Origin of the sequence: Kyrpidia tusciae DSM 2912, from assembly GCF_000092905.1 — a bacterium.
Lineage (GTDB): Bacteria > Bacillota > Bacilli > Kyrpidiales > Kyrpidiaceae > Kyrpidia > Kyrpidia tusciae.
Genome location: NC_014098.1, coordinates 2,140,827 through 2,157,531, shown reverse-complemented (window position 1 = coordinate 2,157,531; position 16,705 = coordinate 2,140,827). Strand labels below are relative to the sequence as shown.

Here is a 16,705-nt window from a genome sequence, read left to right as displayed (position 1 = left end):
CTTTGAGGGAGGGGAAATGGGTGAGTACGAGGAGGCAGATCGTGGCCGGTTCGCCCTTTGATCGGTCGGAGACAGCGCCCGGGGCCGGGGTCCTGTGGTTGGTCCCGGACGGGGCGGTGGCCCGGGCGGTACGGGACCGGTGGTTAGAGGTCGCTGACAGCCTCGGCTCCGGTAGAGTATGGACGTTGGAAGAAGCGGCGGCAAGTCTTCTTTCGGCCGCCGGAGAACGCTGGATTCCCATCTCCAGGGCAGTCCGGATGCGGATGGTGGGCCGGGCCATGGCTCGGCTTGGGGCGCCCAGCGGAGGACCGGCCCTCGATCCCCTCGCTTGGCCGGGTGTCCGGCGCAAGGCGGCGAGGCTCATTCAGCGGCTGCGGGAAGCGGAAGTCCCCCCGGAGATTTTGGAAGAGGCGGCGGAGGAATTGCCCCGGCGGGAGGCGGGCCGGGTGCGCTGGCTGGCCGGGCTGCTTCGGGCGGTGGTGGAGGCCCAGGCAATGCGCGCAGGGGCAGCGGACGAGGCGGAGATGTTGGGACGGGCAGCGGCTCTTCTCGGGGAGCGCCCCCTTCCGGAGTGGCTGCCCGGGGTGAGGCGGGTTGTCGTGTACGGATTTTCCAGACTGAGTGCCGCGGCTGTCCGGTTTGTGGCCGCGATACGAGGCGTTGAGGCAGTGGAGGTCTGTCTCCCCCCCGTCGAGATCCCGGGCGTGCGCAGTGAAAGCGGGCCTTTGCAGCGTGGTGGATGGAGGCTGCTGACCCGCCGGGGTTTTGCCATGCAACCAGGGGGCAATGTGCTGCCTCAAGGCGGCCGTCGCCCAGTGGCGGCAAGTCTTGCTTTCCCCGACGAGGCGAGTCAGTGGGCGGGGGTTGCGGGCTGGGTGGCGGATCGGCTGGCGGAGGGCCTTTCACCCCGGCGGATCGCCGTGGTCACCGACCGGCCGCCGACGCCGGACTCCGCTTTGGTTCGGGCTTTGGCGGATCGGGGGATCTCCCTGGCCGAGCCGGTGGTACGCCCCGGAACGGCGGCTCCGCTGATTCAATATGTGTTCAGTTTATTGGAGTTGGCACAGGGCCTGTGGAGCCGGGCGGCGCTTTTTACCGTGGCGTCCGATGTGTACGCCCCGGACGGACGACCGCGGCACTGGGTGTTGGCCCGGAGGGTGGACCCACGCCTGGAACGCGCGGGGGCCGACGGGTGGATGGCGGGTGTCCGGCGAGCCCTGGAGGCGGAGACCGATCTTTTACCCGGAGAGCGTAGGGAACTGGAGGATGTTCTCATATGGCTCGCACAGGTGCGGGACCGGGTGGCGGGGATGCCGGAGACGGGGTCGTTGTCCGAATGGGCGGACGCCCTGGAAGGCTTGCTGGAAGAGATGGAAGTAGAGCGGGCCCTGCGCCGTCGGGCGCGAAAGGCGGGGTCGGAGGAATGGGCGGGGATACGCCAGGATCTGGAAGCTTATGCCGTGTTGCGGGCCATGCTGCGGGAGTGGCGGGAGACGGACAGTTGGGTGGGATGGCCGGGGAGATGTTCCCGGGGGGAATGGGCGCGTTGGTTGCGGGAAGAGCTGGAGGGCCGGCGGTTGATCGTTCGGCCGGGTCAAGAAGACGGGATCCGGGTGGTGTCCCCGGAGACGGCCTGGGTTTTGGATCTCGAAGCGGCGGTGGTTCCTGAGGTGAACGAAGGGATCTGGCCTCCCCCGGAGCGGGAAGAAGGGTTGGCCGAAGTGCTGTACGATGTTTTGAAACTGCGGGGCTATGAATGGCCCCGGCCGGCAGAACTTCGAGCCCAGCATGAAGAAAACCTGTTGCGTCTCCTGGCAACCCCGGGTATCCAGGTGGCTTTGACTTACGTAGAAGCGGAAGGGAAGCTCCCGTCTCGGATTCTTGAGCAACTGTGGCGGAGTGGGCAATGTCTTCCCGGAGGCGGGCAAGAATTGGAGTCGGTTGCAGGGCTTCCCCAAGAATCCGGAGATCCCAGAGAGGCCGGGCCTCCCTTTGCCCATGTGGCCCTGTGGCGGGCATGGGAGGAGCGCATGGCGCTGGACAGAGTTGACGGCCATCCCTTCGATGGTCCGGTGGATGACACAGGTCCCCTGTCCGGGCGGTGGCGAAGGCTCGCGGCTAAGGCGATGATTGAAAAACTTCGGGAAGGTCCGGAATTTTCCCCGTGGGAAGGCCGGTTGTCCAGTGATTTTGCCCAAACAGAGTTCGGCCAGCGCTTTTCCGAGGACCGAGTTTACAGCGCCTCGATGTTCAACGATTACGGGACATGCCCGTTCCGCTTTTTACTGCGGCGGGTCTGGAAGATCGAAGTGGGGAGGGGGGCCCGGGAACCTTTGGACGCGCTGGAGGCGGGCCTGCTGTATCACCGGGTGCTGAGCGGATTGTTTCGCGAAGTTCGGGATCTGGCAGAATCCGGGGACGGGAACCTGTGGCTGGATATCGACCGGGCGCTGGGGCTGCTGGAGCGACGGTGGGGGGAGGAAGTACAGGCCCTGGAAGAGCGGTTGGGGTTGAAGGAATTCCCGACGTGGTCCCTCCAACGAGAACGGATGAGGAACCGAATTTGGCAATGGGTCGCTTACGACTGGAGCCAGCGCCGGGGATCTGGCCTGCGGCCGAGATATTTTGAATGGGCGTTCGGGGGCGAGGACGATTCGTCCGACCCGGCATCTTCTCCGACCCCCATAGCGGTGGAGGGGCTTTTGTTTCAAGGGCGAGTGGACCGGATTGACGCCGATGCCCAGGGCCGGTTCATCGTTTACGACTACAAACGGACCACCGGCGGCGGGCGGCACGGCAAAGCGGCCATCGCGAAAGGAATCGATGTGCAACTGCCCCTTTATATGGAGATTGTCCGCCAAGCGCTTTACCCGGACGGGGAACCCCTGGGTGCGGCGTATTATGGGCTGGAACGCCCGGATCGTCAAAAGGAAGGCCTCTGGCGGAAAGGGGCGGACCACGGCTTGGGCCCCCGGGTGGGCCTTGGGGACGAGGAGTGGCAGGCGTTGATCGATCGAGCCCTGGACTATATTCTGGAATATCATGGCCGGATGCGGGCAGGCGATTACCCGGTGGCCCCCGGGGCCTGTCTGGAGCGGAGTTGTGAATTCGGGCACGCATGCCGCAAACATGACGTGTTGCTGCTGCGAAAAGGTGTGGGGTCCGAAGGGGAGGATCAGAGCGGTGCTGAGACCGACTGAAGATCAGTGGAGGGCGATTACAGCCATCAGGTCCGATGTGGTGGTGACCGCCGGTGCTGGTTCCGGGAAGACCTGGGTGTTGACCGAGCGATACGCGGCCATGCTGAATGGGCGGCCTACACTTCCCCCGCCCGAAGAGACAGATGCGCCCATTCCGACCGGCGCGCCCTGCCGGCCGGGGGAGATCATCGCCATTACGTTTACCGAAGCGGCGGCGGCGGACATGCGGAGAAAAATTCGGGCCCGGCTGAGGCAGTTGATCGAAGCGGGGGAAACGAGGCTCTTGCCCTACGAAGAAGAGCTGGAAACCGCCCCGATTAGCACGATCCACAGCTACTGCGCGTCTCTGATCCGGCGGTATCCCTTTGAGGCCGGGGTGGACCCGGACTTCGTGGTGCTGGACGAGCCCGAGGCCCGGCGACTCCTCCGGGAATCGGCCCAGGAGGCCCTGATGGAGGCCTTGAAGGAAGAGGAGCCGGCGGTTCGCTCCGCCCTGCTCGTCTACGGGGAGGCGGGGGCCATGGACCTGGTCCTGCAACTGGGGGCCGCGTGGCGGGAGGAGGACCGAACCGGGGCTGAGGTGTGGGCGGTCTCCCGGGATGCCCTGGCCCGGGAAGCAAAGCGGTGGTTGCAGGTCCGGGAGGCCCTGCTCGAGGCCGGACGGCGAATGGTGGAGGACGGTCAAAAGGTATCGCCCACCACCAAGGCTTACGAGAAAATCACGCGGTTTACGGCGAGTTGGCCGGAGATGGAGGAGGCCCTGGCTTCCTGGGACGGCCGGGTCACCGAAGAATGGGAGGAGCGGCTGCGCCGGCTGGATAAAGAGATGTGGAGCGGTAACGCTCCCAAGGCCCTCGGCGATGCGGTGGCCAAGTGGAAGGCCGCGGTGAAAGCGGCGGCAGAAACGGTCCAAGCGGCCGATCTCCCTCACGTCACCGAGGGGCTGTGCCGGTTGTGGGAGCGGGTCGCCCAGCGGTATGAAAAGAAAAAGGCCGGACACCGGGCTCTCGATTACACAGATCTGCAACTGAGGGCGGTGCGGCTGTTGGAAGACTCTGAGGTGCGCCGCCACTGGACCGCTTCCCTGCGGTATGTGATGGTGGACGAGTTTCAGGACACGAACCGCCTTCAGGCCCGCTTGGTGGGACTCTTGCTCGATGGCGGCGCCCGGCTGTTTGTTGTCGGGGATGGAAAACAGTCCATTTACCGGTTTCGCGGGGCCGATGTGTCTGTGTTCGTTGAAACCCGCCGGCAGGTGCAGGAAAAGGGTGGGGTCGCCGTGTCTCTTCGACACAACTTCCGTTCTCAGGGCCCCATCTTAGACTTTGTCAACCGCGTCCTCGGTCCGGTCATGGGTGAATCGGCGAACGGGGAAAACGCCGCCCCGCCATCCTTTAAAATCGAGTACGAACCCCTCGTCCCGACCCGCGAGAAGATGGGGGGATCGGTGGAAATCGTGCACATCGATTCCGAAGGTTTGGCCGGTCGCCTGGTCGAAGCCACCGAGGCGGCCCGGTGGATCCAGCGCTTTGTAGAAAGCGGGGGCACCGTGGGGGGCGAATCCGGTCTCCGTCCGGCCCGCTACGGCGACGTGGCCATGCTTCTGGCCGTCTCGACACACCTGCCCGTGTACGAACTCGCCCTTCAAGAGGCCGGGGTGCCGTACCGCATCGCCGGAAGCCGGAACTTTTTTCGCCGCCAGGAAGTCCGGGATCTCATTCAGGTTTTGCGTTGGGTGTACGATCCCGGTGACGAGGTTGCCATGATTGGAGCTCTGCGTTCGCCCTTGTTCGGCATGTCGGACGATGGGCTGACGATCATCGCCCTGGCCACGGGCCGAGGGAAAGAACGTGGACTGCTGGCGTTCTCGGCGGATCCGCTCGGGTGGGTCGACGGGAGTCGCAAACTTCCCCTTTCCCCATGGGATCGAAGGGCGGCGGAGGATGCGGCACGGCAAGTCGCCAAGTGGCGCCGACGGGCCGCCTGGGAATCGGCAGGGGCCCTGGTGGAGCGGATCGTGGATGAAACGGGGATCGTGCCGACTCTTCTGCAAACCTCGGGCGGCAGGCAAAAGGCGGAGAACGTGCGGCGGTTCATCGAAATGGCCTACGAAAGGGAAGCTGAGGGCCGGGTGTCCCTGTCCGCTTTTCTTTCGTGGATTCAATGGCAAATCGAGGACGACACCGACGAAGAGGAAGCCCGGGTTGTCGACGGGGACGATGCGGTGACGGTGATGACGGTCCACCAGTCCAAGGGCCTGGAGTTTCCCGTGGTGGTGCTGCCGGATTTGGCCCGGCCTTTTCGCTCCCGGAGAGAGATGTGGTGTATGGACGAAGACGGGGCTTTGGCGGTTAAATGGCCCGGGGTCGGGGAGTACGCCGGCTTCGGGTGGTATGAGCGGGTGCGGGAAGGAGAGGCGCGCAAAGACCGGGAGGAGGAGATGCGCAAATTTTATGTGGCATTGACCCGGGCCAGGGATCACCTCGCCCTCTTTGGCACTCGAAAGCTGCCCTCCAAGAAAAAAGATCCGCTGACGGTGGACACGGCCCGGAGTTGGTTTGATTGGCTGATCTGTTCCCTCGCTCAGGGCGACCTGTCGGGCGCCGAGGAGCTGGTTGGCCGTGCGGGCGAAGGAGTGATCTGGACTCGGGTGGCAGCGCCGGATGGGGCGGCCGGGTCCATAGACGCGGCCCGCCCGCAGCTCAAAGACAGCGGCATCAGCGAGGAGCGGCCCGGCAAAAGCCCGGAGGTGATCGAATCCCCTGATTCCGGCGCACAGACGGCGGACGGCCAGGCGAAAGGAGCGGCCGCCCGACTGATCCACCACATTCTCACCCTGGGGAATACCGAGGGGGGCTGGGATCGAGAGGATTTCGTGATCACGCCTGGCGGCGGACCTCTCGGACGTCCGGAGATGGCCACCGTGTCCGCCAGCCGTCTATTGGAGTATGATATCTGCCCCCGGCGCTACTACTATCACTGGACTTTGCGCCTGCCCGCCCTCGATCAGGCCTTTGACACGGCGAGTGGGGACGGGCTAGGGGAACAGGAGATCCCTGACCCACTGATGGGGGGAGATCAAGGGCCAGCGGAGATGGAGAGAGTCGGTTGGTCCCCTCTTCTCCGGGGTACGGTGGTTCACCGGGTGTGCGAGCGCTGGACCGGGGCGGAACCGATTCTGGATCGCTTGGACCAGGTGTTGGAGGAATTTCGTTTAACGGGCCCGCTCGGCCGCAGGGCCCGGGAAGAAGTGCGGGAGGAGTTGCTCCGTTATGCCGACGGGGAGTTGTCCAAACGGCTAAACCGGGCCCAGCACGTGTGGAGTGAGTGGCCTTTCTACCTCCGGTTACAGGGAGCACAACGGGTTTGGGATCTTCATGGGCAGGTGGATAAAATCTTTGTCGCCGACGGCCGTACGGTGGTGGTGGATTTTAAGACAAACCGCACGGCGCCTGAAGGGGTGGGGGCCCTGGTGGATCATTATCGGCTTCAAGTCCAATTGTACGCATGGGCGGTGGAACGGAACCTCGCACCCGTGGACGAGGCGTATTTGTACTTCACAGACCCGGGCGAACTCGCTCCGGTGCCGGTCGATCCCGGGAACGTGAGGGAAGCATTGGAACGCGTGGATGCCAGGCTCAATCATTTGTCGCGAGAATGGCGCCTCGAAGCGTATCCTTTTACAGAGGATCTCTCGATGTGCCGGGTCTGTCCCTATCGGGCCATTTGTCCCGGGTTTGCCCGGGGCTCGGCTGGTGGCTGAGATGGTGGGCTTGGGTGGCGGCGAACAGATCGCGAAATAGGGTTTCGGCACCGGGGTCGAGCACGGCGAGCCCAGCTTCGGTCACGCCGCCGGGGACCGAAACTTTCCGACGCACGTCTTCGGGGGTAAACCCGTTTTCAAAGAGGCGGGCGGTGGCACTCCATGTCAGTTGCAGCAGATGCTCGGCCTCACCGGCACCGATTCGGCCCGTGGCGGACGCGGCCCGGGCGAAGGCTTGAAGGAGGGCGGCGAAGAATGCCGGTCCGCAACTGGTCAGGTCTGCGTACACCCGAATCTGGTCGTCGGTGACCGGCAAAGGGGTGCCGATGAAGGACAGGAGCCCGTCCACGCTCCGGCAGCTTTCTCGGTCCATCCGGGGTCCGTACCGGGTTAGGATTGCGCCGCCGCCTGCGAACTGGGTTATGCTGGGGATAATTTTTCCCACCCGGGCCGGAACTCGGTGCTCGAGGCGCTCCACCTCAAACCCGCTGGCGGTGATCAGAAGGACGTGATCTGGGGAGAGAAAGGGGCGAATTTGGTCGATCACCGGGTCGAGATCTGGCGATTTGACGCAGATAAATAGGGTTTGTGACCGCTGGGCCACTTCTGCTGCCGTGGCCACCATGACCAGACTGGGAACCCGCCGGGCGAGGGCGGCAATTTTGTCCCGGCTGCGATTGCAAACGACAAAGTCCGGGGGTTCGGGCAATTTTGACGACAACGCCTCGATCAACATGCTTCCGATGGTTCCGGTCCCGATACACCCAATGCGCATGACCAACCCTCCCAGAGATGCGTGGTCATTATTGAATTGTACGGCCCACCGGGGAACAACATGCCGATTTCCAGGGATTTTTGTCGAACACGCGGCAGGAATGTTGCGATAGATCGCGAAATAATTAAAGTGTAAAGAAGGATTGAAGCGGGGATGAACAGGAGGTGACGACGGATGCAGATGGGGTTCGGACTGTGGCAGCAACAAACGCAAAAGTTGATCCTTACTCAAGAGTTGCGCCAAGCGATTGCAATTCTGCAATTGTCTTCCTTCGAGTTATCGCAATACTTACAACAAGAGATGGCCGAGAATCCGGTGATGGAATGGGAAGAGGCGGCCGGGGCCGAAGGATGGGGCGAATTTGACGCCTGGTTGCGGGAATCCGGCCCAGATCCGGGACTGCTGCGCTCGATGCGCGAATCGTACCGGGAGCCTCCGGCGGACGTGGCGGCCAGAGCCGAGAATCTCGAAGACCATTTGATGGTTCAGTTGTCCGATCTCCGACTGAGCCCCTTGGAAAAACGGGTGCTGCGTTACATCATCGGGAATATCGACGAACGCGGCTATGTGTCCATGTCCAGCGCCGAGATGGCCGCACAACTCGGGGTGGAGGAAATGTTGGTGGAGCGGTGCCGCCGCCGGTTGCACGGCCTGGAACCCTTGGGGATCGGGGCGCTGGACCTGCGGGAATGTCTCAACATTCAGGCCCGGGAGCGTTATCCCGACGAACCCGGTCTGAAGGATCTGATCGATCATCATCTTCAGGATGTGGCCGAGGGGCGTCAGTCGCGAATCGCCCAGGCTTTGCAGGTCGACCTGCAAGAAGTACAGCGTCTGTCCGACCTGCTGAAAACCTTGGACCCGAAACCCGGGAGGATGTTTTTTGGGGATCAGGTCCGGTTTGTGATTCCGGATGTGACCATTGAGCGGGTGGGCGGGGACTATGTGGTGGTGGTACACGATCGGCTCACGCCGCATTTGCATATTAACCCCATCTATCGCCGGATCGCCTCGACCCAAGGGGCGGACCGGGAGGCGAAATCTTATCTGTCGAAAAAAATTCAATCGGCCATGTGGTTGATCCGCAGTTTGGAGCAGCGAAGACAGACGATTCTGCGGGTGACCGAAGCCATTGTGGAGCTGCAGAGGGACTTTTTTGACCGGGGCTTGGAGTACTTGCGCCCGATGACTCTGCGCCAAGTGGCCGAGCGGGTCGGAGTGCACGAATCCACCGTCAGCCGGGCCACCACGGGCAAATACGCCCAGACGCCCCGGGGAGTATTGGAGTTAAAATATTTCTTCAGCTCAGGGGTTCAGACCCGAGGCGGAGAAGGGGCATCGGCGGAGAGCATCAAAGCGAAGATTCGCAAATGGATCCAGGAGGAGGATCGTTCAGACCCTCTGAGCGACCAGCGCCTGGCCGACCTTTTGCAGCAAGAGGGCATTCGGATCTCCCGCCGAACCGTGGCTAAATACCGCGAGGAACTCCGCATTGCCTCGTCAGCCCAGCGCCGGCGCTATGGTTCCTGAGGCCCCCCAAAGGCCGGCGAGGGACCATTCCCTCTTGCCGGCCCAAAGGGTCCAGCGTATACTGGAGTAAAAGGAGGTTCCGCACGCAGCGGTGCCGCCTCTTTCTTTAGCCCCGATCGGGACGAAAAAAGTACATGAGGGACATTTTATGTCCCGAAAGAAGGTGGGAGAGGCGCGTGGATCCGTGGAACGTGGAACGGCGGGATGAAGCCATGAAAAGTCTGCTGACCCTGCAGCAGAGGTTGGTGCCCGATGTGATCGAGACGATGAAAGGCCGGTTTCGCATCCTGCGGCAGATGTACGACATGCAGCCGGTGGGCCGCCGGACCCTGGCCCAGGTGATGGACACCACCGAGCGCATTTTGCGGGGCGAGGTGGACTTTTTGAAGGACCAGGGTCTTGTGGCCGTGGACAGCAGTGGGATGCGCCTCACGCCTTTAGGGGAGTCCCTGCTGGACGCCCTGGGGGAAGTGATGGGGATTCTAGACGGGCGGGCGGATCTGGAGCGGGAATTGCGCCGGGTGTTGGGGTTGCGAGCCGTGCGGGTCGTCTCCGGTGACCTGGATGAAAATCCCGAAGTCAAAGGCGATCTCGGGTTTACCGCCGCCCGGTTTTTGCGGGAGGTTCTCCGCCGGGGGGACGTGGTGGCGGTAACCGGGGGGACGACGGTGGCCGCGGTGGCGGCCCGGATGCCGCCGGTTCACCCGGGGAACATTTTGGTGGTCCCGGCCCGGGGCGGGGTGGGAGAGCGGATGGAATACCAAGCGAACACCATCGCTGCAGACCTCGCCGAGCGACTCCGGGCGGAGTACCTCCTGTTTCATGTCCCCGACCGGCTCAGCGAAGAGGCGTATCGATCCTTGGCCGGCGAGCCTCAGATCGCAGAAAAACTGCAGCTCATTCGACAGGCGAGCATTGTCGTTCACGGGATCGGCCAGGCTATAGCCATGGCCCGGAGAAGGCGTTTGCCGCCGGAAGAAATCGCTGTGCTGGAAGAGCGGGGCGCCGTAGGGGAAGCGTTCGGATACTATTTTGACCGAGATGGGCGAATCGTGTATCAACAACATACCCTGGGCCTGGGTCTGGGGGATCTTTCCGGTATGCGGGCGGTGATTGCCGTCGCGGGCGGTCGCGGCAAGGCGGGAGCTATTGCCGCGGTGGCCAAGGCAGTAGCGCCCCACATGTTGGTGACGGACGAAGGCGCCGCCCGGGAGATCCTGGCCCGGTACAAGGGTTGGGAAGACCAGGGCGAGGGCGCCAAAACCGCCGAAATTCATGAGATTTCCTGAGCAACCGGCCGCCCGGGCGGTCCGGCGGCGAAATGGCATTGAAAAAAGTGGAGGGATCTGGGTATGAGGATGGCGATCAACGGGTTTGGGCGAATCGGGCGCAATGTTTTTCGGGCGGCGTTCCGCCGAGGAGATGTGGAAATCGCTGCGGTGAACGACCTCACCGACGCCGAAACTTTGGCGATGCTATTAAAATACGACTCGGTGCACGGGATTTTTGATGCGGAGGTCCGGGCGGAGGGGGAAGCCCTGGTGGTGAACGGCAAGCGGATAAAGGTGTGTGCCGAAGCCGATCCTTCCCGCCTGCCCTGGGGGGAGTTGGACATCGACGTGGTGGTGGAGTCCACCGGGAGGTTCCGCAGCCGGGAGCAGGCCAAGGCCCATTTGCAAGCCGGGGCGAAGAAGGTAATCATCACGGCGCCGGCCAAGGATGAGGATCTGACGGTGGTGGTGGGGGTCAATGAGGGGGCTTACGATCCCGAGCGGCATTTTATTATCTCGAATGCCTCCTGCACCACCAACTGTCTGGCGCCGTTGGCGAAAGTTCTTCACGAGCAGTTCGGGATTGAACGCGGCCTGATGACTACCGTGCATTCTTATACCAACGACCAGCGAATCTTGGATTTTCCTCATAAAGATCTGCGCCGGGCCCGGGCGGCGGGACTGTCCATTATTCCCACCACCACCGGGGCGGCCAAGGCGGTTGCCTTGGTCCTGCCGGAGTTGAAAGGAAAACTGAACGGATTTGCCATGCGGGTACCCACGCCGAACGTCTCGGTGGTGGACCTGGTGGTGGATGTGCGGCGCTCCACCACGGTGGATGAGGTGAACGCCGTTTTGCGCGAAGCGGCAGAAGGGCCGCTCAACGGCATTCTGGGCTATACCGATCAGCCCCTGGTCTCGAGAGATTTCAACGGCGACCCGCGGTCGTCGGTGGTGGACGGTCTTTCCACGATGGTGATGGAGGGCACGATGGTCAAGGCGGTGGCCTGGTATGACAACGAGTGGGGGTACTCGAACCGGGTGGTGGATTTGGCGGTGTACATGGCCCGGAAGGGATTCCCGTCCCAGGAGAAGGCGTTGGCGGCTCTCGGGGTATAAAGACATGACAGCCGGATATTGACGCTCGGCGCCCGGAGAGGGTCCCCCTGCCGCTCTGCACCTGGGATGAAAAATGACCCGATGGGATGATGTGGGTCCAGTTCCGTCCCGCTGCAAAATCTGTTAGGATTAGAATGGTTGGATGAGGAGGAGGCGGCCCTTCTCCTCTTTGCATGTGCGGGAGAGCCTGTGAACGGAGGGAGATGGGGGATGGACAAAGCAACGATTCGGGATGTGGAGGTTCAGGGAAAGCGCGTTTTTGTGCGGGTGGATTTTAACGTGCCCATCGAGGACGGCCGGGTGGTGGACGATGGCCGAATCCGCGCGGCTCTGCCCACGATTGAGTATCTCATTCGGGGCGGAGCCCGGTTGATCCTGGCGTCTCACCTGGGCCGCCCGAAAGGCCGGGTGGATGAGCGGTATCGGCTGGACCCGGTGGCCCGGCGCCTTCGGGAGCTTCTCGGCCGGCCCGTACATAAAGTGGATGCTGTGGTGGGACCAGAAGTGGAACAGGCGGTGGCGGGAATGGGTCCCGGAGATGTGCTGTTGTTGGAAAATGTTCGCTTTGAGCCCGGGGAGGAGAAAAATGATCCAGCCCTGGCCCGGGCTTGGGCGGGTTTGGCCGACCTATACGTGAACGACGCCTTCGGGGCGGCCCACCGAGCCCATGCTTCTACGGCGGGGTTGGCGCAGTTCTTGCCGGCGGTGGCCGGGCTCTTGATGGAGCGGGAGTTGACCGTGCTGGCCCGGGCCCTCAGCCACCCGGAACACCCTTTTGCGGCGGTACTCGGCGGGGCTAAGGTGAGCGACAAGATCGGTGTGGTGGCCCGTCTTCTCGAAAAAGTGGACCGGCTCCTCATCGGGGGCGGGATGGCCAACACGTTTCTCGCTGCCCGGGGCTATCGCATGGGGAGTTCCTCCGTGGAGGAAGACCGCCTGGAGACCGCCCGGGAGACCTTGCGGGCGGCGGAGGGCCGGGGGACAGCCCTTCTTTTGCCCGTGGATCTGGTGATCGCCGATCGCTTTTCCGCCGATGCCCAGCGCCGGACGGTGCGGGTGGAAGCGGGGGTGCCGGAGGGATGGATGGCCCTGGACATCGGCCCGGAGACGGTGGAGCGCTTCCGGGCGATGCTGGCGGACGCCCACACGGTGATCTGGAACGGGCCGATGGGGGTATTTGAAATGGAACCTTTTGCGGCCGGGACTTTGGCGGTGGCCCAGGCCATGGCCGGGGTGAAGGGCACCACCATCGTCGGCGGGGGAGATTCTGCCGCGGCGGTGACGAAAATGGGACTGGCGGAGCGCATGACCCACGTGTCCACCGGGGGCGGGGCGTCGCTGGAATTTCTCGAAGGGCGCGTGCTGCCCGGGGTGGCCGCTCTTCTCGACCGGGAGGCGGTGCAGAGATGAACGCGGCCCGGAAACCGCTTTTGGCGGCGAACTGGAAGATGAACAAAACGCCCGAGGAGGCCCTGGCCTTTTGGCGCGAGTTTTCGGGCCGGTTGTCGGGGGAGAGCGAGCGGGTGGAGGTGGTGATTTGTCCGCCTTACACCGCGCTGCCCGCCCTAGACGGGGCGAACCTCCGGGCTCGGGGAGTGTACTTGGGGGCCCAGAACGTCCACTGGGAGCCCCGGGGGGCGTTCACCGGCGAGGTGTCGCCCGGGATGCTCCGGGCCGTGGGGTGCTCTCATGTGATCGTGGGCCATTCTGAACGACGGGCCTATTTTGGCGAGTCGGACGAGGCGGTGCAGCGAAAGTTACAGGCGGCGCTCGACGAAGGGATGACGCCGATTCTCTGCGTCGGCGAGACGTTGGAACAGCGCACGGCGGGTCGGGCAGAAGAGGTGGTGGCCGCCCAGCTCACCGCCGCTTTAGAAGGACTTGACACCGGCCGGGCGGCCCGGGTGGTCGTGGCTTACGAGCCGGTGTGGGCGATCGGGACCGGGCGGTCCGCCGAGGCCCGGGATGCCGGGGAAATGGCGGCGGCGGTGAGGCGCAGGCTGCGGGATTTGGCGGGCCCCGCGGCGGAGGAGATCCGGATTCTGTACGGGGGCAGCGTGGCCCCGGATAATTTTGTGCAGTTTTTGGCGGAGGCCGAGGTGGACGGCGGGCTCGTGGGCACGGCGAGTTTGCGTCCAGAATCGTTTTTCGCCTTGGTGGCCGCGGCGGCAAAGGCCGCTGCTGCCCAGGCGGGGAAAGGAGAGGCACAATGAATCGTCCGCGTCCTGTGGCGCTGATTATTTTGGATGGTTTTGGGCTTCGGGAGGAGCGGGAAGGCAATGCGGTGGCCCAGGCCCGAAAGCCGAATTTTGATCGTTATTGGAAGGAATATCCACATACTCAACTTCAGGCCAGCGGGGAGGCGGTGGGGCTTCCCGCCGGGCAGATGGGCAACTCCGAGGTAGGGCATCTCAATTTGGGCGCGGGTCGGGTGGTGTACCAGGACCTGACCCGGGTGTCCAAGGCGATCCGGGAGGGGGATTTTTTCCGCAATCCGGCGCTGCTCGGGGCGATGCGGCACGTAAAGGAACGGGATAGCCGGCTTCACCTGGCGGGGCTGCTCTCCGACGGGGGGGTGCACAGCCACATCGAGCATTTGTTTGCGCTGTTGGAGATGGCCAGGCGGGAGGGCGCGGGCCGGGTGTTTGTCCACGCATTTCTGGACGGCAGGGATGTCTTGCCCGAATCGGCCCGGGTGTATGTGAGGCAATTGATGGATCGTATGCGGGAGCTCGGGGTGGGGCGAATTGCCACCTTGTCGGGGCGCTACTACGCCATGGATCGGGACCGGCGATGGGAGCGAACCGCCAAGGCCTACCGGGCGATGGTGTATGGGGAGGGGGAGACGTACACCGATCCGCTCGAAGCCCTGGAGGCGAGCTTTCGCCGGGGGGTGACGGATGAGTTTGTGGTCCCGATGGTGATGGTGGATGAAGCCGGGCGGCCGGTGGGCTCCGTGGAAGACGGTGATGCGGTGATTGTGTTTAATTTTCGTCCGGACCGCGTGGTCCAGATTTCCCGGGCCTTTACAGAGAAGGATTTTCAGGAGTTCGATCGGGGGCCGCAGCCGCCGGTGGTGGACTACGTCGGCATGACCCAGTACAGCGAGGCCATTCGCGCTGAAGTGGCTTTTGGGCCGGAGTCTTTGACGGATACTCTGGGGGAGATTCTGGAACGACATGGAATGCGCCAGTTGCGCATCGCTGAGACGGAAAAATACCGCCATGTGACCTCGTTTTTCAGCGGCGGACGGGAGGAGCCCTTCGAAGGGGAAGATCGGGTGCTGATTCCTTCCCCCAAGGTGGCGACTTATGATCAGAAGCCGGAGATGAGCGCCTATGAGGTGGCGGATGCGGCGGTGGAGCGGATTCGCACCGGGACCCTGGACGTGGTGGTGTTGAATTTTGCGAATCCGGATATGGTCGGCCACACTGGCGATCTGCAGGCGGCGATCCGGGCGGTGGAAGCGGTGGATGAATGCCTGGGCCGGGTGGTGGAGGCGGTGCTCGCCCAAGGCGGGGTGGCTCTGATTACGGCGGACCACGGAAACGCCGATGTGATGATCGACCCGGAGACGGGGGGGCCGTGCACCACCCATACCACCAATCCGGTGCCCTTCATCGTGACGAAACCGGGGGTTCACCTCCGGGAGGGCGGCGTCCTCGCCGACATTGCGCCGACGATGCTCGATTTGTTAGGATTGGAGAAGCCAAAGGACATGACGGGGCGGAGGTTGGTGCGGTGAACACGACGATTTATGAAATCACAGCCCGGGAAGTGCTGGATTCCCGGGGGAATCCGACGGTGGAAGTGGAAGTTGAGCTCGAAGGCGGGGCGACGGGGCGGGCCATTGTTCCTTCCGGAGCTTCCACCGGCGCCCACGAGGCGGTGGAGTTGCGGGACGGCGGGGAGCGCTACGGCGGCAAGGGCGTCCGGAAAGCGGTGGAGCACGTCAACGAGACCATCGGGCCGGAGTTGATCGGACAGGATGCCCTGGATCAGGTGGGGATCGACCGGCTGATGATCGACCTCGACGGAACGCCCAACAAGGGCAGGCTGGGGGCGAACGCCATCCTCGGGGTGTCCATGGCGGTGGCCCACGCCGCTTCCCAAGCCGTGGGGCTTCCCCTGTACGTGTACCTCGGGGGATTCGCGGCCCGGACTTTGCCCGTGCCGATGATGAACATCCTCAACGGGGGGAAACACGCCGACAACAATGTGGACATCCAGGAATTTATGATCCTGCCGGTGGGGGCATCGACTTTTAGGGAAGCCCTTCGGATGGGGGCCGAGGTGTTTCATGCCCTGAAAAAAGTGCTGTCGGAGAAGGGACTGGCCACGGCGGTGGGCGACGAAGGCGGGTTTGCGCCGAGTCTCGGATCGAACGAAGAGGCGCTCCAGGTCATCGTGCGGGCCGTGGAGAAGGCGGGATATCGCCCGGGCGAGGACGTGATGCTGGCCGTGGACGTGGCGTCGAGCGAGTTGTACAAAGATGGCCGGTACGTCTTTGCCGGCGAAGGGGTTACCCGAACGGCCGAGGAGATGATCGCTTTCTACGAACGATTGATCGCCAAATATCCCATTGTATCGGTGGAAGACGGGTTGGCGGAGGACGATTGGGAAGGTTGGGAGGCGCTGACCGCTCGGCTGGGAAAGAAAGTCCAGTTGGTGGGCGATGACCTTTTTGTCACCAATACGTCCCGGCTGCGAACGGGGATCGATCGGGGGGTGGCCAACTCGATCCTGGTAAAAGTCAACCAGATCGGCACTTTGACCGAGACCTTCGAGGCCATTGAAATGGCGAAACGGTCGGGCTACACGGCGGTGATCTCCCACCGGTCCGGGGAGACGGAGGATGTGACCATCGCCGACATCGCCGTGGCGGCCCAAACCGGGCAGATCAAGACCGGGGCGCCTTCCCGAACGGATCGGGTGGCCAAATATAATCAGTTGCTTCGGATTGAAGATGCGTTGACGTATACCGGGCGGTACGCCGGCCGGGACGCCTTCTATAACCTGCGTGGATAGTGGTTGTGCTCCTGGGCGC

Annotated in this window: 10 protein-coding genes; 9 read left to right on the top strand and 1 reads right to left on the bottom strand. The window is 63.4% G+C overall.

From position 1 onward, the window contains the following. The first annotated feature begins 20 nt into the window (after positions 1 to 20). The gene (locus BTUS_RS18465) at positions 21 to 3,200 is read left to right on the top strand and encodes a PD-(D/E)XK nuclease family protein (protein ID WP_041304161.1); all 3,180 of its coding nucleotides are present in this window, start codon (positions 21 to 23) and stop codon (positions 3,198 to 3,200) included. Beyond that, positions 3,184 to 6,963 carry a UvrD-helicase domain-containing protein gene (locus BTUS_RS10805; protein ID WP_013076108.1) on the top strand — a complete coding sequence of 1,260 codons (3,780 nt, stop codon included), beginning with the start codon at positions 3,184 to 3,186 and terminating at the stop codon, positions 6,961 to 6,963. The genes BTUS_RS18465 and BTUS_RS10805 overlap by 17 nt, the downstream gene beginning before the upstream one ends. On the opposite strand, the gene BTUS_RS10800 is transcribed toward BTUS_RS10805, so the two are convergent. Further along, positions 6,881 to 7,738: a pyrroline-5-carboxylate reductase dimerization domain-containing protein gene (locus BTUS_RS10800; protein ID WP_013076107.1), complete on the bottom strand. Its 858-nt coding sequence runs from the start codon at positions 7,736 to 7,738 to the stop codon at positions 6,881 to 6,883. The genes BTUS_RS10805 and BTUS_RS10800 overlap by 83 nt on opposite strands. Before the next feature lie 174 nt (positions 7,739 to 7,912). On the opposite strand from BTUS_RS10800, the gene rpoN reads away from it, so the two are divergent. From rpoN to eno, 7 genes are all read left to right on the top strand, one after another. Continuing rightward, positions 7,913 to 9,268 carry an RNA polymerase factor sigma-54 gene (gene rpoN, locus BTUS_RS10795; RefSeq protein ID WP_013076106.1) on the top strand — a complete coding sequence of 452 codons (1,356 nt, stop codon included), beginning with the start codon at positions 7,913 to 7,915 and terminating at the stop codon, positions 9,266 to 9,268. Positions 9,269 to 9,444: 176 nt separating this feature from the next. Then, positions 9,445 to 10,557: a sugar-binding transcriptional regulator gene (locus BTUS_RS10790; protein ID WP_245543302.1), complete on the top strand. Its 1,113-nt coding sequence runs from the start codon at positions 9,445 to 9,447 to the stop codon at positions 10,555 to 10,557. A gap of 63 nt (positions 10,558 to 10,620) precedes the next feature. After that, positions 10,621 to 11,658 (top strand): type I glyceraldehyde-3-phosphate dehydrogenase, encoded by a 1,038-nt coding sequence (gap, locus tag BTUS_RS10785; RefSeq protein ID WP_013076104.1) that lies wholly within the window; start codon positions 10,621 to 10,623, stop codon positions 11,656 to 11,658. A gap of 210 nt (positions 11,659 to 11,868) precedes the next feature. Continuing rightward, positions 11,869 to 13,068, top strand: coding sequence for a phosphoglycerate kinase (locus tag BTUS_RS10780; RefSeq protein ID WP_013076103.1), 1,200 nt, complete (start codon positions 11,869 to 11,871; stop codon positions 13,066 to 13,068). Further along, positions 13,065 to 13,871, top strand: a complete 807-nt coding sequence (tpiA, locus tag BTUS_RS10775) for a triose-phosphate isomerase (RefSeq protein ID WP_013076102.1) — start codon at positions 13,065 to 13,067, stop codon at positions 13,869 to 13,871. Before BTUS_RS10780 ends, tpiA begins: the two co-directional genes overlap by 4 nt. After that, positions 13,868 to 15,403, top strand: coding sequence for a 2,3-bisphosphoglycerate-independent phosphoglycerate mutase (gpmI, locus tag BTUS_RS10770; protein WP_013076101.1), 1,536 nt, complete (start codon positions 13,868 to 13,870; stop codon positions 15,401 to 15,403). Before tpiA ends, gpmI begins: the two co-directional genes overlap by 4 nt. Continuing rightward, a complete protein-coding gene (eno, locus tag BTUS_RS10765; protein ID WP_013076100.1) occupies positions 15,400 to 16,686 on the top strand; it encodes a phosphopyruvate hydratase in 1,287 nt (428 codons plus the stop codon). The genes gpmI and eno overlap by 4 nt, the downstream gene beginning before the upstream one ends. The last annotated feature ends 19 nt before the right edge of the window (positions 16,687 to 16,705 follow it).